The sequence below is a fragment of the Cellulosimicrobium sp. 22598 genome (assembly GCF_052044445.1).
Taxonomy (GTDB): domain Bacteria; phylum Actinomycetota; class Actinomycetes; order Actinomycetales; family Cellulomonadaceae; genus Cellulosimicrobium; species Cellulosimicrobium cellulans_G.
The window spans coordinates 41,046-62,933 of record NZ_JBQEMZ010000003.1 but is presented as its reverse complement, the minus strand read 5'-3'; the positions used below and the strand labels follow the sequence as shown (position 1 = coordinate 62,933).

Sequence of the window (21,888 nt, the reverse complement as noted above, 5' to 3'; positions counted from 1 at the left end):
GGCCGACCTGGTGGGCGGGTCGGCCCGGGACGGACGTCCCGTCCGCGCGCCGGGCGGCACGACTACCCTGGGTCGCCCAGGCGCGATCCATCGAAGCTCAAGGAGAAGTCCATTGACAGGCAAAGACGGATTCGATCTCGTCGTGGTGGCCAACCGGCTGCCCGTGGACTTCACGGTCGGACCCGGCGGCCACGTCGAGTGGAACCGCTCGCCCGGCGGTCTCGTCACGGCGCTCGAGCCGGTCATGCAGGCGTCCGACGGCGCCTGGGTCGGCTGGTCCGGCGCGCCCGACCTCGCGAGCGACCCGTTCGACGCCGACGACATGCGGCTCGTGCCCGTCACCCTCTCCGCGGACGAGATCGAGCGCTACTACGAGGGCTTCTCCAACGACACGCTCTGGCCGCTGTACCACGACGTCATCTCGCCGCCCACGTACCACCGCACGTGGTGGGAGGCGTACCGCCGCGTCAACCAGCGCTTCGCCGACGCCGCGGTCGCGCAGGTCTCCCCGGGCGGCGTCGTGTGGGTGCACGACTACCAGCTCCAGCTCGTGCCGCAGATGATCCGCGCCCAGCGCCCCGACGTGCGGATCGGGTTCTTCAACCACATCCCCTTCCCGCCGCTCGAGCTGTTCCAGCAGCTCCCGTGGCGCCGGCAGGTGCTCGACGGCCTCCTCGGCGCGGACCTCGTGGGCTTCCAGCGCGCGGGCGACGCCGCGAACTTCATCCGTGCGGTGCGGCGGCTGCGCGCCCACACGACGCGCGGGCCGATCATCACGGTCCCGGGCGAGGACGGGCGCGACCGCCACGTCCGCGCTGCCGCGTTCCCCATCTCGATCGACTCGCGCCGCTTCGACGAGCTCGCCCGCACGCCCGAGGTCCAGCAGCGCTCGCGCGAGATCCGCGCGGACCTCGGCGACCCGGACGTCATGATGCTCGGCGTCGACCGCCTCGACTACACCAAGGGCATCCGGCACCGCATCAAGGCGTACGGCGAGCTGCTGCAGGACGGCCGCCTCGACGTCGAGCACGCCACGCTCGTCCAGGTCGCGAGCCCGAGCCGCGAGAACGTCGACGCCTATCAGGAGCTGCGCGAGCACGTCGAGGGCGCGGTCGGGCGGATCAACGGCGAGTACGCGGAGATCGGGCACGCCGCGATCCACTACCTGCACCACTCCTACCCGCCCGAGGAGATGGCCGCGCTGTACCTCGCGGCGGACGTCATGCTCGTCACCTCGCTGCGCGACGGCATGAACCTCGTCGCCAAGGAGTACGTCGCCGCCCGCTCGGACGACCGCGGCGTGCTGGTCCTCTCGGAGTTCACGGGCGCCGCGGACGAGCTCTCCTCCGGCGCGCTCCTCGTCAACCCGCACGACATCGACGGGATGAAGGACATCATCGTGGCGGCCGCGCACATGGACCACCGCGAGCAGCGCAAGCGCATGCGCCGCCTGCGGCGCAAGGTCCTCAACGACGACGTCGCGAAGTGGTCGGAGTCGTTCCTGGGGGTCCTCACGGCCATGCCGTCGCGCGTGCCGCACCGGCGGCCCGACGACGCGGGCCAGGACGGCGCGCAGGCCGACCTCGCCGCGGGGGCCGGCGCGTGACCCGGCCCGACGACGTCGCCTCGCAGCCGGTGACGCCGCCCGGTCCCGTCGCCGAGGCCGCGCGCGCGTTCGCGGCGGACGGCGGCGACGCCCCGCACCCCCGGCTCGTCGCGCTCGACTTCGACGGGACCCTCGCGCCGCTCGTCGACGACCCGCACGCGGCACGCATGGCGCCCGCCGCACGGGCCGCCGTCGACCGCCTCGGGGCGGTCCTCGCCGGGACGACGACGCGCCTCGCCCTGGTCTCCGGGCGCCACCTCGCGGACCTCGCCGAGCGCAGCCGGCCACCCGTCGGGACCTTCCTCGTGGGCAGCCACGGCGCCGAGACGGGCGTCGCCACGCCAGCGGGGGTCGAGGCCGTCCCCGTGGAGCTCACCCGGGACCAGGCGGACCTCCTCGACGCGCTGCGTGCAGGGTTCGCCGACGCGGTCGCGGGGCGCGAGGGGGCCTGGGTGCAGGACAAGCCGAGCGCCGCCGTCCTGCACACGCGGCTCGCGTCCGCGGCGGACACGCGCGCCGCCGAGGACGCCGCGGACGCGGTGGCCGAGCGCCTCGGGTTGCACGCGATGCACGGCAAGGACGTGGTCGAGGTCGCCGTCGTCGAGACGTCGAAGGGCGAGGCGGTGGACCGGCTGCGGGACGTCGTCGGGCACGACGCCGGGCTCCCGGACGCGCGGACGCGCGTGCTGTACGCCGGGGACGACACGACGGACGAGACCGCGTTCGCCGTGCTCGGCCCGGGCGACCTCGGGGTCAAGGTGGGCGACGGCGAGACGCTCGCGGCGCAGCGGGTGCCGGACGCGGACGCGCTGGCCGCGGTGCTCGACCTGCTCGCCGACCTACTGGGGCGCCCGGGAGCCTGAGTGCCCCGGCCCGGGGCACCACGAAACCGCTACCCGATCGTGACCGGCCCTGTGACGAAGCACTCAGAACCGGGAGTAGTATCGGGTCCACGATGACGTCGGGTCCCCTGCTCGGGTAAGAGGGGGTCCGACTTCTTCTGTGTCGTCGAAGACACGCTCGTCCGCCATCGCGAACAGCTACGTCGACGTGGCACGTCACTGCACAACGGATCGTCCGGCACGTACCTGCCGGTGGAGGGATGTACCAGTCATGGCTACGGTCACCTACGACCACGCAACCCGGCTCTACCCCGGGACCGAGCGTCCCGCCGTGGACCAGCTCAACCTGCACATCGAGGACGGCGAGTTCCTCGTCCTCGTCGGCCCCTCGGGCTGCGGCAAGTCGACCTCGCTCCGCATGCTCGCGGGCCTCGAGGACGTCAACGGCGGTCACATCTACATCGGCGACCGCGACGTCACGGACGTCCAGCCGAAGGACCGCGACATCGCGATGGTGTTCCAGAACTACGCGCTGTACCCGCACATGTCCGTCGCGGACAACATGGGCTTCGCGCTGAAGATCGCCGGCACGCCGAAGGCGGAGATCCGCCAGCGCGTCGAGGAGGCCGCGAAGATCCTCGACCTCACCGAGTACCTCGACCGCAAGCCGAAGGCGCTCTCCGGTGGTCAGCGCCAGCGCGTCGCCATGGGCCGTGCGATCGTCCGCCAGCCGCAGGTGTTCCTCATGGACGAGCCGCTGTCGAACCTCGACGCCAAGCTCCGCGTCCAGACCCGTACGCAGATCGCGTCGCTCCAGCGTCGTCTCGGCGTCACGACCGTCTACGTCACGCACGACCAGACCGAGGCCCTCACCATGGGCGACCGCATCGCGGTCCTCAAGGACGGTCTGCTCCAGCAGGTCGGCACGCCGCGCGAGATGTACGACACGCCGGCCAACGTCTTCGTCGCGGGCTTCATCGGCTCGCCGGCGATGAACATCGGCACGTTCGTGGTCAAGAACGGCGTCGCCGAGGTCGGCCCGGCCCGCATCGCGCTCGAGCGCGAGACGGCCGCGAAGATCACCGAGGCGGACAACGGCAAGGTCACCATCGGCTTCCGCCCCGAGTCGCTCGACGTCGTGTCGCAGGCGAACGAGGCCGCGTTCCCGGTCGAGGTGAACATCGTCGAGGAGCTCGGCTCCGACGCGTTCGTCTACGGCACGCTCAAGGGCGACCTGGCCGCGCAGGCCGACGTCCACTCGGGCGCCGGCGACAACCAGGTCATCGTCCGCGTCGACCCGCGCAACGTCCCGGCCAAGGGCGAGCGCATCTACGTGACGATCCGCCCGGGTCACTCGCACGTCTTCGGCGCGGCGTCGGGCCAGCGCATCAGCTGACACCCGTCACACCGCACCGCCACAGGGCGGGTCCTCCCGGACGGGAGGACCCGCCCTGTGTCGTCTCGCGGCGGTGCGCTGCGCGAGGCACGGCGCCGCCCGTGGCGGCGCGGCTCGCCCTTGACACGGTCATGGCCGACCACAAGACTACTTTTGCACACGTGACATCAGAAGTCGCATGTTCGTCAGCCAAATCGACAACGCTGTCAATTGGAGCCTCATGCAGATCTCCCACCCTTCGTCCCGCGCCCGGCGCCTCGGCGCCGCGCTCACGGGCGGCGCGCTCGTCGCGGGCACGTTCGCCGCGGCCCCCGCCGTCGCGACCCCGTCAGCCGAGACCAGCCCACCGACCACCCTCGCCGCGGCCGAGACGTGCGGCCCGGACGACGGGCTCCCCGACTCCAAGATCTCCATCCAGCTCTACACCCACGTCGGTGAGCTCGGGGGCTCGGGGACGCCGTCCGCCGAGACGATCGACCGCGTGCTCGGGGAGGTGGCCGACGCGGGCTTCACCAACGTCGAGCCGTACAACCAGCCCTACTCGATGCCCGTCGAGGAGTACCGGGCGATCCTCGACAAGTACGGTCTCGAGGTGTCGTCCAGCCACGGCAGCACGGACTGGGGCTCGTGGCCCCAGACCGTCGCGTACGCCGTCGCGCTCGGTCAGGACTACATCGGGACCGGCGGGATGGCCGGCGGCTACGGCACCTACGACGAGGCGGTCGCGACCGCGGCCTACGTCAACCAGCTCGGCCAGTACGCACACGAGAACGGCGCGAACAAGATCGTGCTGCACAACCACCAGAGCGAGTTCACCACGCGGTACCCCGACCCGGTCACCGGCGAGATGGTCAGCGCGTGGGAGGTCATCGAGGAGAACACCGACCCGCGCTACGTCACGTTCGAGCTCGACGTCGGCTGGGCGGCCGACGCCGGCCTCGACGTCCCCGCGTGGATCGAGGAGCACGGGGACCGCATCGAGCTGCTGCACATCAAGGACGCCGTGAACGTGAACGCGCCGGGCGACATGCGGCAGGTCGCCCTCGGGCGGGGCGACCTGGACCTCCCGGCCATCATCGCCGCGGCCGAGCCGTACGTGCAGTACTACACCTACGAGTGGGACTGGGCGCCGTCGTTCGAGACGTCCGCGGAGTCCTACCGCTACCTCCGCTGCTTCGAGTCCGAGGGCGGGGGCGGGAACGAGGGCGACGAGTCGCTCGCCCTGGGCCGCCCCGTGACGGCCTCCAGCATCGACGAGGCCGGCCACGAGGCCGAGAAGGCGGTCGACGGCAACGCCGGCACCCGCTGGAGCAGCGCGTGGAGCGACCCGGAGTGGATCGCGGTGGACCTCGGCGCGAGCTACGACCTCAGCCAGGTCGTCATCGACTGGGAGACCGCGTACGGGTCGGGGTACGAGGTCCAGACCTCGCCGGACGGCGAGACATGGACCACGGTGCACACCGTCGCCGACGGTGACGGCGGGTACGACGAGCTGGACGTCTCCGGCAGCGGCCGGTACGTGCGCCTCTACCTCACCGAGCGCGCGACGCAGTGGGGCTTCTCGCTCTACGAGCTCGAGGTCTACGGCACCCCGAGCGGGCAGCTCGACCTCGACGTCACGGTGCAGCCCCGGTGCCTCGCCGGCCAGGCGTACCTCGCGGTCCGCGCGGCGAACGGCGAGGACTCGCCGGTCGACGTGACCCTCGCGACGGCCTACGGCACCCGCGAGTTCGCCGACGTCGCCCCGGGCACGAACGCGTACCAGTCGTTCGCGGTGCGCTCGGCCTCGGTCGAGAGCGGGTCGGTGACCGTGACGGGCACCGCGACGGTCGACGGCGAGGACGTCACCTCGACGTTCGACGTCGACCACGACGCGCTCGCCTGCTCCTGATCTCCTCCCGTCCCTCGGGGCGGGGCGCGTCCGACCTCACGGGTCGGGCGCGCCCCGCCCGGCGAGCCGAGCACCGGAAGCGCCGCGACCGCACGGCACCTCGCGTCGACCATGGACAATGGACCCGTGACGGTGCACAACCTGCAGATCACCGCGTCGGCCCCCGACCCGGCTCTCCTCGACCTGCCCTGGGACATCCCGCTCGAGGAGTGGCCGGCCGAGACCCTCGCGGCGCTGCCGCGCGGTATCTCCCGGCACATCGTGCGGTTCGTGCGCCTCTCGGGGCGCGTCATCGCCATCAAGGAGATCGGCGAGACGGTCGCCTACCGGGAGTACGAGCTGCTCCGCCAGCTCCGGCGGCTCGAGGTGCCGAGCGTCGTGCCGGTGGGTGTCATCACGGGGCGCCAGGACGCGAACGGCGAGCGGCTCGAGGCCGTCCTCATCACGGAGCACCTGCAGTTCTCGCTCCCCTACCGCGCGCTGTTCAGCCAGTCGCTGCGCCCGGACACGGCGACGCGCCTCATCGACGCGCTCGCCGTGCTGCTCGTGCGCCTGCACCTGGTCGGCTTCTACTGGGGCGACGTGTCGCTGTCGAACACGCTGTTCCGGCGCGACGCCGAGACCTTCGCGGCGTTCCTCGTGGACGCGGAGACGGGTGACCTGCACCGCGAGCTCTCCCCCGGCCAGCGCTCGTACGACGTCGACCTCGCGCGCACGAACATCATCGGCGAGCTCATGGACCTCTCCGCGGGCGAGCTGCTCGACGAGGACGTGGACGAGGTCGCGATCGGCGACGCGCTCGTGGCGCGCTACGAGGAGCTGTGGGCCGCGCTGACGACGTCCGAGTCGTTCGACGCGAACGAGCGGTGGCGCGTCGCGGCCCGCATCGAGCACCTCAACAACCTCGGCTTCGATGTCGACGAGCTCGCGATCACGACCGACATCGACGGCACGACCGTGCAGATCCAGCCCAAGGTCGTCGACGCGGGGCACCACTCGCGGCGCCTGCTGCGCCTCACGGGCCTCGACGTGCAGGAGAACCAGGCGCGCCGCCTGCTCAACGACCTCGACTCGTTCCGCGCGGCGGCGGAGCGGCAGAACGACGACGAGGAGTTCGTCGCCCACGACTGGCTCAGCGGGGTGTTCGAGCCCACGATCCAGGCCGTGCCCCGCAACCTGCGCCGCAAGCTCGAGCCGGCGCAGCTCTTCCACGAGATCCTCGACCACCGCTGGTTCATCTCCGAGCGCGCGGGCCGCGACGTCCCCATGGCGGAGGCGACGCAGTCGTACGTCGAGAACGTGCTGCGCCACCGCCCGGACGAGAAGGCGATCCTCGGCCTCGCGCCGGGCGAGAAGGACCCCGAGTACTACGGCTGAGACGTGACGGCGCCCCACGGGTCCGGGGACCGGTGGGGCGCCGACAGGTCGAGTGACGTCAGGCCTCGCGGCGCAGGCGCGCGACCTCGTAGAGCGAGATGCCCGTCGCGACGGCGGCGTTGAGCGACTCGGTGTCCGACCCGATGGGGATGGACGCGACGACGTCGCACGCCTCGCGCACGAGGCGCGAGAGCCCCTTGCCCTCGGACCCGGCGACGACGACGAGCGGCTCGGTCGCGAGCTGGAGGTCGCCGATCGCCGTCTCCCCGCCGGCGTCGAGACCGACGACGAAGCAGCCCGCCTTCTTGAGCTCACCGAGGGCGCGGACCAGGTTGGTCGCGCGCGCGACGGGCACCCGGGCGGCCGCGCCGGCCGAGACCTTCCACGCGGACGCCGTGACGCCCGCGGCGCGACGCTCGGGGACGAGCACGCCGTGCGCCCCGAACGCCCCCGCGGAGCGCAGCACGGCGCCGAGGTTGCGGGGGTCGGTCACGCCGTCGAGCGCGACGACCAGCGGCGGACGACCCGTCGCCTCGGCAGCGTCGAGCAGGTCGTCGACGTCGGCGTACTCGTACGGCGGCACCTTGATCGCGACGCCCTGGTGGACGGCGCCGTCCGTGAGGCGGTCGAGCTCCGGCTTGCCGACCTCGAGGAGGTCGTAGCCGCGGCCCGCGACGATGTCGACGATCTCGCGGGTCCGGTCGTCGGCGTCGAGGCGCGACGCGAGGTAGACGACCTCGACGGGGATGCGCGCGCGCAGCGCCTCGAGCACGGAGTTGCGCCCCGCGACGACCTCCTGCACCGAGCCGCGCCCCTTCGGCCCGCCGCCCCGGGAGGCTCCGCCCTTGGCGCCGCCACCCCACGAGGCGCCCCCGCGCCCGGTCGCCGCGCGCTTCTCCTCGGCGACCTTGCGCTTGTGCGCCGCGTGGTAGACGCGGTCCTCGGCCTTCGGGGTCGGCCCGCGGCCCTCGAGGCCCTTGCGCCGCTGTCCGCCGGAGCCGACGGTCGCGCCCTTCTTGCTGCCGGGCTTGCGGGTCGCGCCGCGTCGTTGTGAGTTGCCAGCCATGGGAGTACCCGTCGTGTCGTGGTCAGGTCGGTCGGTGTCGGTCAGGTGGATCGACACCGGTCCGGTCGGTCAGGTCGGTCGGTTCGTGCGGGCGGGCGCCGGTGCGCCACCGGGTCCAGTGTCCCTCAGACACCCCGCCGAGGGAGAGCCGTGGTCCACCGAGGGAGAGGCCTGGTCACGACCACGCCTCTCCCTCGCGGTACCCAGCCTCCACCCCGCGGGGACGGTCGTCAGGCGAGGGTCCAGCGCGCGCCGTCGGCCGAGTCCTCGACCGCGACGCCCGCCGCGGCGAGGCGGTCGCGGATCGCGTCGGCGGTCGCGAAGTCGCGCGCCGCGCGGGCCTCGGCGCGGGCCGCGAGCTCCGCGCCGACGACGGCGTCGAGCACCGCCGCGTAGCGCGAGTCCCCGCGGTCGGCCCACTGGGCGTCGGCCGGGTCGAGGCCCAGGACGTCGAGCATCGCCCGCACCGCGACGAGGTGGTGCCGCGCGACGGCGTCCGCGGCCGTCGTGCGGTCGGCGAGCGCCGCGTTCCCCGCCCGCAGGTGCTCGTGCACGACGGCGAGCGCCGCGGGCACGTTGAGGTCGTCGTCCATGGCCGCGGTGAACGCGGTCGGCAGCTCGGCCTCGGTCACGTCGCCGACGTCGCCCACGCGCTCGGTCGCGCGCTCGACGAACCCGGCGAGCCGCTCCCACGTGGCCTCGGCCTCGACGACCGTCGCGGGCGTCCACTCGAGCATCGAGCGGTACTGCACGGAGGCGAGGGCGTAGCGCAGCACGGCCGGGCTCGTGGTCGCGAGGACCTCGCGCACGAGCAGCCCGTTGCCGAGCGACTTGCTCATCTTGGCGCCGCCCTGCGTGACCCACGCGCTGTGCAGCCAGTGCCGCGCGAACCCGTAGCCCGCGGCGCGCGACTGCGCCTGCTCGTTCTCGTGGTGCGGGAAGCGCAGGTCGAGCCCGCCGCCGTGGATGTCGAACGTGTCGCCGAGGTACCGGCGCGCCATCGCGGAGCACTCGAGGTGCCAGCCGGGGCGCCCGCGACCGAACGGCGTGGGCCACGACGCCGTCTCGGGCTCGCCCTCCTTGGGCGCCTTCCACAGCGCGAAGTCGCGCGGGTCGCGTTTGGCGGCGGCCTCCTCCGCGTCCGCGGGGACGTCGTCGGGCACGGGGTTGAGGTCCTCGAGGCGCTGGTTGGTCAGGGAGCCGTACTCGGACCAGGACCGCACGTCGAACCACACGTCGCCAGGGCCGGTCGTGTACGCGTGCCCGCGCTCCACGAGGCGCTCCATGAGCTCGACCATGTCCGGCACGTGCCCGGTCGCGCGCGGCTCGTACGTGGGCGGCAGGACGCCCAGCGCGTCGTACGCGGCGGTGAACGCGCGCTCGTACGTCGCGGCCCAGGCCCACCACGGCTCGCCCGCGTCGGCGGACTTCACGAGGATCTTGTCGTCGATGTCGGTGACGTTGCGGATGAGCGTCACGCGCGTCCCGCCGCGCCGCAGCCAGCGCACGAGCACGTCGAACGCGACGGCCGAGCGCATGTGGCCGATGTGGGGTGCCGCCTGGACGGTCGCGCCACACAGGTAGATGCCGACCTCGCCCGGAGTCAGGGGCACGAAGTCGCGCACGTCCCGCGTGGCGGTGTCGAACAGGCGAAGAGTCACGTCCGCAAGGGTACCGGGGACGCACCACCACGGCCGAAGCGGCACGGGCAGGTCTCGCGGCCGATCCCGGTGCAGCCCCGACCGGCGCGGGTCAGCCGAAGTTCTTGCCCTCGCCGCGGTACGTGGGCACGACGTCGACCACCTCGTCCCCGCGCACGAGGTGCACGCGGTCGAACCGCTCCATCGCCTCCCCCGCCTTGCCGTGCCGGAACCAGACGCGGTCGCCCACGCCCAGCTCCGGGGCGCCCGCGACGCCCCGGGTCCGGTGCAGCGGCGTCTGGACCTCGCCCGCGCCCTCGCGCCCCGTGAGCGACCAGCCGGGCGTCGCGACGCGCGGCAGCCGGCTGCGCGACGCGGGGCCGGACGCGACGTACCCGCCGCCGAACGCGGTCGCCCACCCGGGCGCGGGGACGCGCACCACGTCGAGGCCGAAGAACGCCGAGGGGCGCGGACGGAAGGAGCGGTACTCGTCGAACAGCCCGGGCACGTAGAGCCCCGACCCCGCGGTGACCTCCGTGACGACGCCGTCCGCGGACGACGTCTCGAGCGACCCGGTGCCGCCGGAGTTCACGAGCTCGAGGTCGTGCCCGACGACGTCGCGCACCGCGGCGACGACCTCGCCCCGGCGCTCGCCCAGCTCGAGCACCGAGAGCCGCTTGACCGCACGGACGGCGAGGCTCGAGTCGGGCATGCCCGCGACCTGCGCCTCGTAGAACATCAGGCCGCGCAGCGAGAGCCCGGGCGTCGAGACGACCCGGGCGGCGAGCGACGCGACGTCCGGGGGGTCGTGCAGCGGCGAGCGCCGCGTGCCGAGGTGGACCGTGACGAGCCCGAGCCCGACCCGCAGCGAGGCGTCCACGTCGAGGCACACGCGCACGGGCGGCGCGTCGCCCGTGCCCGCCTCCGCGAGCGCGTGCCGCACGAGCTCGAGGTGCGCCGCGTCGTCGACCATGAGCGTGATCTCGCGCCGCCCGGCCTCGTGCCGCGCCAGCGCCGCGAGCGCGCCGCGGTCCACGGACGGGTATCCCACGAGGACGTCGCGGACGCCCGCGTCGACGAGCCACAGCGCCTCGCGGACCGAGAACGCCATGACGCCCCGGAAGCCGCGCTCGCCGGCGCGCGTCACGAGCGAGCGGACGCGGACCGACTTCGACGCGACGCGCACGGGCACGCCTCCGGCGCGGGCCAGGAGCTCGTCGGCGTTGGCGTCGAACCGGTCGAGGTCGACGACGGCGAGCGGACCGTCGAGGTCCGCGGTGGCGCGCGTCAGCCGGGCGAGCAGCGACGGCGTCGCCCCGCGCTCGTCCCCGGCAGGGTCGGCCGTCCCCGTCCTCGTCCCCGAGCCCGGTCCGGGCGCCGCGTCGGTCGTCATGGGGAGAACGTACGCCACGCGGGGAGCGTGAGACAGTACGACCTGTGAGCAGCGACGACGCCCTCTCCTGGACCAACTGGGCCCGCACGGCCTCCGCGACCCCGCGCCGCCGGGCCTCCCCGCGCGACGAGGCGGAGCTGGGGCGGCTCGTCGCCGGGGCGGCCGCCGAGGGGATGCGGGTGCGCGCCGTCGGGGCGGGCCACTCGTTCACCCCCGCGGCCGTCACCGACGGGCTCCTGCTCGACCTGGACCGCATCGGGCTCGTCGAGCGCATCACCCGCGGCACGGGCGCGCCCGGTGGAGCCGACGCCGACGCGATCCTCGTGACCGTGGGGGCGGGCATCCGCCTGCACCGGCTCAACGAGGCCCTCGCTGCCGCGGGCCTGGCCATGCGCAACCTCGGCGACATCGACCGGCAGTCGATCGCCGGCGCGATCTCGACGGGCACGCACGGGACCGGCGCCGGGCTCGGCGGGCTCGCCACCCAGGTGCGCGGCGTCCGCGTCGTCGGGGCCGACGGCGAGGTCCGCGAGGCGTCCACGACGCAGGACCCCGACCTCTTCGAGGTGAGCCGCCTGGGGCTCGGCGTCACGGGCGTCCTGTCCGCGGTGACGCTCGAGGTCGTGCCGGCGTTCCTGCTCCGCGCGCAGGAGGAGCCGTGGCCGCTGGACCGCGTGCTGGAGGGCCTCGGCACGCCGGACGACCCCGACGGGCTCGTCGGGGGCAACGACCACTTCGAGTTCTACTGGTTCCCCCACACGCGTCGGGCGCTGACCAAGCGCAACAACCGGCTCGCCCCCGACGACGAGGCGGCGGAGCTCGAGCGGCTGCGGACGTCCGGCCCCGGGCCCGTCGCGCGGGCGCGCACGTGGGTCGACGAGGAGCTGTTGTCGAACGGCGCGTTCGAGCTCGTCAACCGGCTCGCCACCGCGGTGCCGCGCGTGACCCCGCGGCTCAACGCCGTCTCGGCCCGTGCGCTCGCGCCGCGGACCTACGTCGCGCCGTCGCACCAGGTCTTCGTCACCTCGCGCCGCGTCCGGTTCCGCGAGATGGAGTACGCGGTGCCGCGCGAGCGCCTGGTCGACGTCCTGGCGAGCATCGACGGCTGGCTGAACCGGTCCGGCGAGCACGTGCCCTTCCCCGTCGAGGTCCGGTTCGCGGCGCCTGACGACGTCTGGCTGTCCACCGCGCACGGTCGCGAGACCGCGTACGTGGCGGTGCACCAGTACGCCCGGCTGCCGCACGCGCGGTACTTCGACGCCGTCGAGCGCATCGTCGCCGAGGTCGGGGGACGTCCCCACTGGGGCAAGCTGCACGGGCTCGACGCCGAACGGTTCCGCGAGCTCTACCCCCGGTTCGACGACGCCGTGGCGGTCCGCGACGCGGCGGACCCCGACGGGGTCTTCGCGAACGCGTACACGGACCGGGTGCTCGGGCGTGCGCCGGGAGCGGCCGCGCGCGGCTGACCGCTCGCGCGGCCGACGGGCGCGGCGGTCAGGCGACGGGCTCCGGGCCGTGCTCGCGCACGGGCGACCCGTCCGGTCGGACCATGAGCGACAGCACGTACTCGGCGAGCGCGTGGAAGCTGCGGACCGCGGTCTCGTCGTCCTGCTCGACGAGCCAGGCGATCTCGATGCCGTCGATGTACCCGGCGACGATGCGCGAGAGGAAGCCCATGTCCATCGAGTAGGTGACGTTCCCGCGCTCGGCGACGTTCTCGAGGAATCCGCGGGTCATCGCCCACGTCTGCTCCAGGTGCGTGTGCGCCACGGAGCGCAGCGCGCGGCTGCGCACGCCCGCCGTCGCGAACTCGAACGTGAGGAGGCGCATGTGCCGGCGCGGCGTGAGCCCGCTCCACAGGCCGTCGGCAGCGGCGTGCGCGAGCTCCACGACGTCGCCGTCGACGTCGAGGGCGGCGCGCACCGGCTCGGACGCGACGAGCGCGAGGCTGTTGCCCATCGCCTGGAGGAGCTCGTCCTTGTCCTCGAAGCAGTAGTGCACGACGCCGAGAGAGACGCCGGCCTCGGCCGCGACGCCACGGATCGTGACGGCCTCGACGCCCTCGCGGACGGCGATGGTCATCGCCGCGTCGACGAGCTGGGCCCGGCGTTCTTCGACGGACATTCGGTTCATGTGCGATTCATCCCATGTGTCGTTCTTGGGAAAGTCAAACACATCGATGCGCTCTCAGCGATCGTAGTGTCTGCTCGTGGGCCTGGCACCCGGGACGCCGGAAGGCGAGAATGGCGAGCCGGGCCCACCCAGCCCGTCATGCCCGCTCCCGACGAAGGACGACCGTGCCCCGACCGCGCCACCCCCGCACCTCCTGGACCGCCGCGCCCCTCGTGGTCCCGGTGACCGCGGTGCTCGTCCTCACGGGCTGCGGCGGTCCCGCGGACACGGGGGGCGACGACGCGCCGGTCACCTACGACGTCCCCGAGGTCCCGGTCCAGGTCACCGCTCCCCCGGGCTGGGAGCGCGTCACCCGCGACGGGGCGTTCGTGCTGCGCGCGCCGAGCGGGACGGGCCCGGAGGAGTTCCGGGCGAACGTCGTCGTGACGGGCGAGCAGTCCGCGTCGACGCTGGAGCAGGCCGGCGCCGCGACCGCGGCGGCCGTCAGCGCGATCCCCGGCTGGGCCCCGGGGGTCGACGGCCAGGGCCCGACGACCCTCGGCGAGCTCCCCGCCTTCCGGGTCGCGGGCACGTACGAGACGGCCGGAGCCGTCGTCGCGCAGGAGATCCTGGCGGTCCGGACGGGCGACGGGCCCGACGCGTGGGTCGTCGACCTCACCGCCTCGTACGCCGGGTCCGACGCCGACGGCGCCGCGCAGGCGCGCGCCGTCCTCGAGAGCGTGCGGCTCGCCCCCACGGGCTGAGGTCACGCGGGCGTCCCGACGGCGACGACGAGGGCCGTCGCGACGGCCGCGACGCCCTCCCCGCGGCCCGTGAGTCCCAGACCGTCGGTCGTCGTGGCCGTGAGCGTCACCGGGGCTCCCGCGGCCGCCCCGAGGGCCGCCTCCGCCTCGGCGCGGCGGGGCCCGAGGCGCGGTCGGTTGCCGATGACCTGGACGGCCACGTTCCCGATCTCGAACCCCGCGGCCCGGACCCGGCGGGCCGCCTCGGCGAGGAGGCGCGACCCGCTCGCCCCGGCCCACTCGGGCGCGCTCGTGCCGAAGTTCGACCCCAGGTCGCCGAGCCCCGTCGCCGAGAACAGCGCGTCCGCGGCGGCGTGCGCGGCGACGTCCGCGTCCGAGTGCCCGGCGAGGCCGCGCTCGCCCGGCCAGAGCAGCCCGCCGAGCCACAGCTCGCGCTCCTCGCCCTCGGGGGCGAACGCATGCACGTCGACGCCGACCCCCGTGCGCGGCAGCGGGGCCACGGGGGCGCGGCGCGGCGCGACCTCGGCGTGCTCGGCGGGGGTCGTCATCGGTCCTCCCGGAGGGTCAGCGCGGCGACGCGCAGGTCGTGGGCGGTGGTGATCTTGGCGGCGGCGGCGTCTCCGGGCACGACGTGGACGGGGAGCCCGAGCGCCTCGACGAGTCCGGCGTCGTCGGTCGCGGCGGACCGCTCGTCGTCCGCCCGGTGGGTCGCGGCCTCGTGCGCCCGGACCAGGAGCGCCCGGTCGAACCCCTGCGGGGTCTGCACCGCGCGCAGGGCCGCCCGGTCCACGGTCTCGGTGACGGGTTCCGCGCGGGACGGGTCGCCCGCCCGTGCGGCCGTCACGCGCTTGATCGTGTCCGTGACCGGCAGCCCCGGGACGACGGCGCCGTGGCCCGCCCGTACGGCCTCGACGACGCGGCGGACGAGCGCGGGCGGCGCGAGCGGTCGCGCCGCGTCGTGGACGAGCACGACGTCGACCGCGGGCTGCGCGGGGGCCGAGCGCCCCCCGGTCCCGGCGTCGGGCGCGTCGGCGTCCAGGCCCGCGCGCAGGCCCGCGGCGACGGAGGCCTGGCGGGTGCCCGCGCCCTCGACGACCCGCACGGGCCGGTCGACCGCCGGGTCGTCCCGGAGCAGCGCCGCGACGTGCTCCCGCAGGCCGGGTGGTGCCGTGACCACGATCGCGTCGACCGCCCCCGATGCGCACAGCCGGCGCGCCGCCTGGACGACCAGGGGCAGGCCGTCGAGCTCGACGAGGGCCTTGGGCAGGTCGAGCCCGAGACGGGTCCCGGAGCCCGCGGCGGTGAGGACGGCAAGAGTCGGCACGGGCACACGCTACCGGGCACGACGACGGGGAGGGCGCCGTCCGCACGGACGGCGCCCTCCCCGGTGGTCTGTCGCTCGGGCCGAGGCCCGGGACGTCAGGAGGCCAGCACCTCGTCGAGGATGGCCTCGGCCTTCTCCTCCTCGGTGTGCTCGGCCAGCGCGAGCTCCGAGACGAGGATCTGCCGGGCCTTCGAGAGCATGCGCTTCTCGCCGGCCGAGAGGCCGCGGTCGGCGTCCCGGCGCGACAGGTCGCGCACGACCTCCGCCACCTTGATCACGTCGCCCGACGCCAGCTTCTCGAGGTTCGCCTTGTACCGACGCGACCAGTTGGTCGGCTCCTCGGTGTAGGGTGCACGCAGCACCTCGAAAACGCGGTCGAGACCCTCCTGGCCGACGACGTCACGCACGCCGACGAGGTCGACGTTCTCGGCTGGGACTTCGATGGTCAGGTCGCCCTGCGCGACCTTGAGCTTGAGGTAGATCTTGTCCTCTCCGCGGATGGTGCGCGTCTTGATCTCCTCGATCAGTGCGGCTCCGTGGTGCGGGTAGACAACGGTCTCGCCTACTGTGAACGTCATCTGCAGATGTCCCCTTTCGCGGTGGTCCACCTTACCACGCGGAAGGCCGGAAATCCGAGCCCCTGGGCCCCTTGACAAGCGCCCCGGAGCAGCGTCTTCGCAGGTCAGCGCCGTGTCAGCGCGCCTCACGAACCTCGCCGAGCGGGCCACAGGGCCCCGCCGACCGCCGTCACGCGCGCCACGCGGGCGCGCGACCCCGCGTGACGCCGCTCACGCCACGCTCCCGGAGAGCCGGTTCCGGCCGCCCCGCCTCGCCCGACGCACTAGGCTGGGCGCGGAATCCAGTCCCCCCTCTCGCAGCCCTGGAGTGCACGTGACCCGCATCCCGACCCCCCGAGCAGCGACCCGTGCGGCGTCCCGAGCGACCGGCCGCGCACGCTACTGGGCCGTCCCCCTCGTGGTCGCGAGCGTGGCCGTCGCCTCCGCGTGCTCCCCCATCGAGACGAACCGCCCCTACTCGCCGTCGGACGGCCTGCGCGTCGACCTCACCGACGACCTGCGCGGCCTCAACCTCCTCGTCGTGAGCGCGGCCGACGGCGAGGCCGGCGCGCTCGTCGGGGCGTTCGCCAACGACTCGACCGAGGACGTGGAGTTCGACGTGACGCCGGAGGGCGGCGACCCGGTGACCATCCCCGTCGCCGCCGGGGAGACCGTCTACCTCGGGACCGAGGACGGGTTCGACGCGCAGATCGGCCGCGTCGACGCGGCCCCGGGCGGCGTGCTGCCCGTGACGGTCAGCGTGACCTCGGGCGAGGAGCAGGGCATGTCGCTGCCCGTCCTCGACGGCACCCTCGAGGAGTACGCGCACCTGCTGCCGTGACGTGCCGGCCCGGACCGGAAATGGGCTCGGGTCGTGTCACCGGTGGGCGCTAGCCTTCGCGTGCCGCCCTGACCGTCGTGGTCGGGGCACGTCCACGAAGGAATCCAGGTGACCCTGTCCCGCACCACCCGTCGGCCGCTCCTCCTCGTCGTGAGCGCCGTCGCCCTCGCCCTGACCGCCTCGGGCTGCGGCGCGATCCTCGACGAGCTCACCGGGCCGTCCGAGGCCCAGCGCGACGAGCCCGGCGGCGAGGTGACCGAGGCGTCGGACGCCGACGTCTTCTCGATCCAGGTCGGCGACTGCATCGTGACGTCGAAGCTGCCCGACGGCGAGAACGTCGAGTCCGTTCCCGTCGTCCCCTGCTCCGAGCCGCACGACGCCGAGGTCTACGCCGAGACCGAGCTCCCCGAGGGGGACTACCCCGGCGACGAGGCCGTCCAGGCGAGCGCCGAGGACTTCTGCCTCGGCGAGTTCGAGGCCTTCGTCGGCCTGTCCTACGACGAGTCCGCCTACTACTTCTGGCCCTTCACGCCGCGCGAGGAGGGCTGGAACACGGTCGACGACCGCGTGGTCCAGTGCGTCATCGACACCGACGGCACCGACGTCACGGGGTCGCTCCAGGGCTCGGCGTCCTGACCCCCGCCCACGCACGACGGCGCCCCTCCCGGTCCGGGAGGGGCGCCGTCGTGCGTGGTCCGGCCGGGCAGGCCGCGCAGACCGCGTCTGCTGGGCCCGATGCGGCTCAGGTCACCCGAAGCGGCCGGAGATGTAGTCCTCGGTGGCCTGCTGGGTGGGCGAGGAGAACATCGTCGCGGTGTCGTCCATCTCGATGAGGCGCCCCGGCTTGCCGGTGCCCGCGATGTTGAAGAACGCCGTGCGGTCGCTCACGCGCGCCGCCTGCTGCATGTTGTGCGTGACGATGACGATCGTGTACTCGTCCTTGAGCTCGGCGATGAGGTCCTCGATCGCGAGCGTGGAGATCGGGTCGAGCGCCGAGCACGGCTCGTCCATGAGGAGCACCTGGGGCTTGACGGCGATGGCGCGCGCGATGCACAGGCGCTGCTGCTGGCCGCCGGAGAGGCCCGAGCCCGGACGGTCGAGGCGGTCCTTCACCTCGTTCCACAGGTTCGCGCCACGCAGCGACGACTCGACGAGGTCCTCGGCGTCGGACTTCGAGATGCGCTTGTTGTTGAGCTTCACCCCCGCGAGCACGTTCTCCTTGATGGACATCGTGGGGAACGGGTTCGGCCGCTGGAAGACCATGCCGACCTGGCGACGCACGGCGACCGGGTCGACGTCGTCCCCGTAGAGGTCCACGCCCTCCATGGCGACCGTGCCCTCGACGCGCGCGCCGGGGATGACCTCGTGCATGCGGTTGAGGGTCCGCAGGAACGTCGACTTGCCGCACCCGGACGGGCCGATGAAGGCCGTCACGGACTTGGGGTCGATCGTCATGCCGACGTCCTGCACGGCGAGGAAGTCGCCGTAGTAGATGTTGAGGTCCTTGACGTCGATGCGCTGTGCCATCGGAGCTGTCCTGTTCTAGCGGAGGGTCTTGGGGGCGAACCAGCGGGTGACGAGTCGCCCGACGAGGTTGAGCAGCATGACGATGAGGATCAGCGTCAGGGCGGCCGCCCAGGCCCGGTCGTAGTTGATGTCGGGGATGCACACGACGTCGGTGACGTTGCTGCAGGGCACCAGGCCCTGGCTGTACTGCCGGTACACGTACACGGGCAGCGTCATCATGCGGCCCTCGAAGAGGTTGCCGTTGATGGAGTCGACGACGCCGACGGTGATGAGCAGCGGCGCGGTCTCGCCGATGACGCGCGCGACGGCGAGCATGACGCCGGTCGTGATGCCCGCGATCGACGTGCGCAGCACGACCCGCACGACGGTGAGCCACTTGGGCACGCCGAGCGCGTAGGCCGCCTCGCGCAGCTCGTTGGGCACGAGCCGGAGCATCTCCTCGCACGAGCGCACGACGACGGGGATCATGAGCACGGACAGCGCGACGGAGCCGACGATGCCCATGCGCACCCCGGGACCGAAGACCACGGCGAAGAGCGCGTAGGCGAAGAGACCGGCGACGATCGACGGGATGCCCGTCATGACGTCGACGAAGAACGTCACCGCACGGGCCAGCGGGCCGCGGCCGTACTCGACGAGGTAGATCGCCGCGAGCAGGCCGATGGGGACCGAGATCACCGCGGCGCCGAGCGTGATGAGCAGCGTGCCGAGGATCGCGTGGTAGATGCCGCCCGCGTCCATGCCCCCGAACACCCCGCGCATGGAGTGCGTGAGGAAGTAGGCGTCGAACCGCTCCATGCCGTGCACGACGACGGTCCACGCGACGGACACGAGCGGCACCATCGCGAGGGCGAACGCGCTCCACATGAGGACCGTCATCGTGCGGTCCTTGCGGCGGCGGCCGGCGTCCGCGCCGCGCAGGAGCGCGCGGACGGACGCGGTGCGCTCCGGGTCGGGGGCGGAGGCCCCGCGCGCGGGGCTGGTGCTGAGGGCGCTCATCAGTTGGCTCCCGAGAAGTCCTTGCGCCGCGCGACGATCGCGCGGGCGCCCATGTTGACGAGCAGGGTGATGAGGAACAGCGCGAGGCCCGTCGCGATGAGGGTGCTCACCCCGAGGGGGTTGGCCTCGGGGAAGTCGGCCGCGATGTTCGCGGCGATCGTCTGCTGCTGCCCGGCCTGCAGGATCTTGAACGAGTAGAGGAGCCCGGGCGAGAGGATCATCAGCACCGCCATCGTCTCGCCGAGCGCGCGGCCGAGGCCGAGCATCGCGGCGGAGATGACGCCCGACCGCCCGAACGGGATGACCGCCGTGCGGATCATCTCCCAGCGCGTCGCGCCGAGCGCGAGCGCCGCCTCCTCGTGGAGCTTCGGCGTCTGGAGGAACACCTCGCGGCTCACCGCGGTGATGATCGGCAGGATCATCACCGCGAGCACGAGCGCGACGGTGAGCAGGACGCGGCCGGTCGGCGAGGCCGGGCCGGCGAAGAGCGGGAACCACCCGAACGTGTCGGCGAGCCACGACCACACCGGGACGACGATCGGCGGGAGCACGAGCGAGCCCCACAGGCCGTAGACGACGCTGGGGATCGCCGCGAGGAGGTCGACGACGTACCCGAGGGTCGACGCGAGCCGGCGCGGCGCGTAGTGCGAGATGAAGAGCGCGATGCCCATCGCGACCGGCGTCGCGAGGAGGAGCGACAGCGCGGCCGCGAGGAGCGTGCCGAAGATCAGCGGACCGACGAACGACAGCAGCGAGGCGCCCTCCGGGAACCAGGACACCTCCTCGCCGAGGACGTCCCCGCCCGCGGTGAGCGCGGGCCACGCGCGGAGCACGAGGAAGATCGCGACCGCGGCGAGGACGGCGAGGATGAGCCCTCCGGCGCCCGTCGCGGTCCAGCGGAACGCGCGGTTGACGCCGCGGTCGGTGTTCCGGGCCCGGCGGCGCGGGGCTCCCGCGCGAGGCGTCGGGCCCGGCGTGGCGCCCGGCGTCGTGGGTGGGGCTGTGGTGGTCACTCGTGCTCCCGGTGCATGCGGTCCTGCTGCGTGAGGTCTGGGTCGCGGGCGATCTCGCGGGTGAGGGGCGGGGGGGCTCGTAGGCCCCGCCGCCCCCTGGTTCCCGGCGGTCGTCAGCCGGCGGCGCCGACCGTGATGGCCTCGATCGCCGCGTGGACGTCCGTGCGCAGGTCCTCCGAGATCGGCGCGTTGCCCGCGGCCGACGCGGAGGCCGACTGGCCCTCCTCGCTCGAGATGTAGGTGAGGAACGCCTTGACGAGGTCGCCCGTCGCCTCGTCCTCGTAGTTCAGGCACGCGACCGCGTACGAGACGAGCACGAGCGGGTACGCGCCGGCCTCGGTCGTCGTGCGGTCCAGCTCGACGGCGATGTCGTGGTCGTGGCGGCCCTCGACGCGCGGCGACGCGTCGACGACCTTGGCCGCGGCCTCGGGCGAGTACGCGACCCACTCCTCGCCGACCTTGATCTTCGCGGTCCCGAGGTCGCCGGCCTTCGACGCGTCGGCGTAGCCGATCGTGCCCTCGCCGCCCTGGACGGTCTGCACGACGCCCGAGGTGCCCTGCGCGGACTCGCCACCCTGCGTCGGCCAGTCGCCGCTCGGCTCGTGGCCCCACGCGTCGCCCGCCGTCGCGGCGAGGTACTCGGTGAAGTTCTCGGTCGTGCCCGACTCGTCGGAGCGGTGGACCGGGGTGATCGCGAGGTCCGGGAGCGTCGCGTCGGGGTTGTCGGCGGCGATCTCCGGCGCGTTCCACTGCGTGATGGTGCCGTTGAAGATGCCCGCGATGGTGGCCGGCGCGAGGTTGAGCTCCGCGACGTCCGGCAGGTTGTAGATGATGGCGATCGGGCTGACGTAGACCGGGAGGTCGATCGCGCCGTCGGGGCCGCACACGGCCTGCGACTGCGTGATCTCCTCCTCCTTGAGCACCGCGTCCGAGCCGGCGAACGCGACGCCGCCCTCGAGGAACTGGGTGCGGCCGCCGCCGGACCCGACCGGGTCGTAGTTCACGGTGACGTCGGGGTTCGCGCTCTGGAACCCGGCGCGCCACGCCTCCATGGCGGACTCCTGCGAGCTGGCGCCCGCACCGTTGAGCTCACCGCTGAGGTCGCTCGCGGTCTCGGACGAGCCCTCGGAGGAACCGTCGGTGGCGCCGTCGGCGCTGCCGACGGGGTCGTCCGACCCGCAGGCGGCGAGGGTCAGCGCGAGCGCACCGATCGCGACGGCGGATCCAGCACGGGAGAATCGGCTGAGCTTCACTCTTCGTTCCATCCTGTTCAAGCGTCTCGTGGCACCAGCGAGCGCCGGTGACGAGCCCGACGCTAGGAGCGCCGGGTGACGCGTTCCCCGAGAGCGGGTGAACGAGGGATGAACAGTGCACAGACCTTCCGTGCCACCCGCCAGGCGGGGTGGGCCGACGTCGCACGGGCACGGGCACGGCACGGGGACGGGCGCCGGACGGGCGCCGGACGGGCACTGGGACGGGCACGGCGACGGCCCCGGCACGCTCGTCGAGAGGACGTGCCGGGGCCGTCGGTCCGGCCGTG

20 protein-coding genes are annotated in these 21,888 nt (G+C 73.6%); 9 read left to right on the top strand and 11 right to left on the bottom strand.

What is annotated here, in order from left to right; genetic code table 11:
- Positions 1-112: 112 nt before the first annotated feature.
- The 5 genes from ACTJIY_RS04605 to ACTJIY_RS04585 all read left to right on the top strand — a co-directional run bounded on the left by ACTJIY_RS04605 (position 113) and on the right by ACTJIY_RS04585 (position 7,112).
- Positions 113-1,606, top strand: a complete 1,494-nt coding sequence (locus ACTJIY_RS04605) for an alpha,alpha-trehalose-phosphate synthase (UDP-forming) (RefSeq protein ID WP_253052626.1) — start codon at positions 113-115, stop codon at positions 1,604-1,606.
- The gene (gene otsB, locus ACTJIY_RS04600; RefSeq protein WP_440673726.1) at positions 1,603-2,469 is read left to right on the top strand and encodes a trehalose-phosphatase; all 867 of its coding nucleotides are present in this window, start codon (positions 1,603-1,605) and stop codon (positions 2,467-2,469) included. The genes ACTJIY_RS04605 and otsB overlap by 4 nt, the downstream gene beginning before the upstream one ends.
- A gap of 250 nt (positions 2,470-2,719) precedes the next feature.
- Entirely contained in the window at positions 2,720-3,844 is a 1,125-nt protein-coding gene (locus ACTJIY_RS04595; protein WP_253052622.1) for an ABC transporter ATP-binding protein, read from the top strand.
- Positions 3,845-4,022: 178 nt separating this feature from the next.
- The gene (locus ACTJIY_RS04590) at positions 4,023-5,735 is read left to right on the top strand and encodes a discoidin domain-containing protein (RefSeq protein WP_440697219.1); all 1,713 of its coding nucleotides are present in this window, start codon (positions 4,023-4,025) and stop codon (positions 5,733-5,735) included.
- A gap of 111 nt (positions 5,736-5,846) precedes the next feature.
- Positions 5,847-7,112: a DUF4032 domain-containing protein gene (locus ACTJIY_RS04585; protein ID WP_374614917.1), complete on the top strand. Its 1,266-nt coding sequence runs from the start codon at positions 5,847-5,849 to the stop codon at positions 7,110-7,112.
- 58 nt (positions 7,113-7,170) lie between these two features.
- On the opposite strand, the gene rlmB is transcribed toward ACTJIY_RS04585, so the two are convergent.
- The 3 genes from rlmB to ACTJIY_RS04570 form a co-directional block, all read right to left on the bottom strand.
- Positions 7,171-8,178, bottom strand: coding sequence for a 23S rRNA (guanosine(2251)-2'-O)-methyltransferase RlmB (gene rlmB / locus ACTJIY_RS04580; protein ID WP_440673724.1), 1,008 nt, complete (start codon positions 8,176-8,178; stop codon positions 7,171-7,173).
- Between the two features lie 230 nt (positions 8,179-8,408).
- A complete protein-coding gene (gene cysS, locus ACTJIY_RS04575; RefSeq protein ID WP_440673723.1) occupies positions 8,409-9,839 on the bottom strand; it encodes a cysteine--tRNA ligase in 1,431 nt (476 codons plus the stop codon).
- A 91-nt stretch (positions 9,840-9,930) separates the two neighbouring features.
- Positions 9,931-11,211: an alanine racemase gene (locus tag ACTJIY_RS04570; protein ID WP_440673722.1), complete on the bottom strand. Its 1,281-nt coding sequence runs from the start codon at positions 11,209-11,211 to the stop codon at positions 9,931-9,933.
- 44 nt (positions 11,212-11,255) lie between these two features.
- Between ACTJIY_RS04570 and ACTJIY_RS04565 the strand changes: the two genes are divergently transcribed.
- On the top strand, positions 11,256-12,677 hold the full coding sequence (locus tag ACTJIY_RS04565; protein WP_440673721.1) for a D-arabinono-1,4-lactone oxidase: 1,422 nt from the start codon (positions 11,256-11,258) through the stop codon (positions 12,675-12,677).
- A gap of 28 nt (positions 12,678-12,705) precedes the next feature.
- On the opposite strand, the gene ACTJIY_RS04560 is transcribed toward ACTJIY_RS04565, so the two are convergent.
- Positions 12,706-13,344 carry a TetR/AcrR family transcriptional regulator gene (locus tag ACTJIY_RS04560; RefSeq protein WP_253052610.1) on the bottom strand — a complete coding sequence of 213 codons (639 nt, stop codon included), beginning with the start codon at positions 13,342-13,344 and terminating at the stop codon, positions 12,706-12,708.
- A gap of 164 nt (positions 13,345-13,508) precedes the next feature.
- On the opposite strand from ACTJIY_RS04560, the gene ACTJIY_RS04555 reads away from it, so the two are divergent.
- Positions 13,509-14,087: an LpqN/LpqT family lipoprotein gene (locus tag ACTJIY_RS04555; RefSeq protein WP_440673720.1), complete on the top strand. Its 579-nt coding sequence runs from the start codon at positions 13,509-13,511 to the stop codon at positions 14,085-14,087.
- Between the two features lie 2 nt (positions 14,088-14,089).
- On the opposite strand, the gene ispF is transcribed toward ACTJIY_RS04555, so the two are convergent.
- The 3 genes from ispF to ACTJIY_RS04540 all read right to left on the bottom strand — a co-directional run bounded on the left by ispF (position 14,090) and on the right by ACTJIY_RS04540 (position 15,989).
- Positions 14,090-14,635, bottom strand: coding sequence for a 2-C-methyl-D-erythritol 2,4-cyclodiphosphate synthase (ispF, locus tag ACTJIY_RS04550; protein ID WP_440673719.1), 546 nt, complete (start codon positions 14,633-14,635; stop codon positions 14,090-14,092).
- Positions 14,632-15,411 (bottom strand): IspD/TarI family cytidylyltransferase, encoded by a 780-nt coding sequence (locus tag ACTJIY_RS04545; protein ID WP_439158182.1) that lies wholly within the window; start codon positions 15,409-15,411, stop codon positions 14,632-14,634. The genes ispF and ACTJIY_RS04545 overlap by 4 nt, the downstream gene beginning before the upstream one ends.
- A 95-nt stretch (positions 15,412-15,506) precedes the next feature.
- Positions 15,507-15,989: a CarD family transcriptional regulator gene (locus ACTJIY_RS04540; RefSeq protein ID WP_024841917.1), complete on the bottom strand. Its 483-nt coding sequence runs from the start codon at positions 15,987-15,989 to the stop codon at positions 15,507-15,509.
- A 409-nt stretch (positions 15,990-16,398) separates the two neighbouring features.
- Here ACTJIY_RS04540 and ACTJIY_RS04535 point away from each other — a divergent pair, with 409 nt between their 5' ends.
- Positions 16,399-16,809: a hypothetical protein gene (locus tag ACTJIY_RS04535; protein ID WP_439158183.1), complete on the top strand. Its 411-nt coding sequence runs from the start codon at positions 16,399-16,401 to the stop codon at positions 16,807-16,809.
- A 108-nt stretch (positions 16,810-16,917) separates the two neighbouring features.
- A complete protein-coding gene (locus ACTJIY_RS04530) occupies positions 16,918-17,445 on the top strand; it encodes a septum formation family protein (protein WP_253052600.1) in 528 nt (175 codons plus the stop codon).
- A gap of 111 nt (positions 17,446-17,556) precedes the next feature.
- Here the strand turns inward: ACTJIY_RS04530 and pstB are convergent, their stop codons facing one another.
- The 4 genes from pstB to pstS all read right to left on the bottom strand — a co-directional run bounded on the left by pstB (position 17,557) and on the right by pstS (position 21,601).
- Complete coding sequence (gene pstB / locus ACTJIY_RS04525; protein ID WP_047233890.1) at positions 17,557-18,336, bottom strand: phosphate ABC transporter ATP-binding protein PstB; 780 nt, start codon at positions 18,334-18,336, stop codon at positions 17,557-17,559.
- Between the two features lie 15 nt (positions 18,337-18,351).
- The gene (pstA, locus tag ACTJIY_RS04520) at positions 18,352-19,335 is read right to left on the bottom strand and encodes a phosphate ABC transporter permease PstA (protein ID WP_253052598.1); all 984 of its coding nucleotides are present in this window, start codon (positions 19,333-19,335) and stop codon (positions 18,352-18,354) included.
- Positions 19,335-20,348 carry a phosphate ABC transporter permease subunit PstC gene (pstC, locus tag ACTJIY_RS04515; RefSeq protein WP_253052596.1) on the bottom strand — a complete coding sequence of 338 codons (1,014 nt, stop codon included), beginning with the start codon at positions 20,346-20,348 and terminating at the stop codon, positions 19,335-19,337. Before pstC ends, pstA begins: the two co-directional genes overlap by 1 nt.
- A 113-nt stretch (positions 20,349-20,461) precedes the next feature.
- Positions 20,462-21,601, bottom strand: coding sequence for a phosphate ABC transporter substrate-binding protein PstS (gene pstS, locus ACTJIY_RS04510; RefSeq protein WP_439159043.1), 1,140 nt, complete (start codon positions 21,599-21,601; stop codon positions 20,462-20,464).
- Between the last annotated feature and the right edge of the window lie 287 nt (positions 21,602-21,888).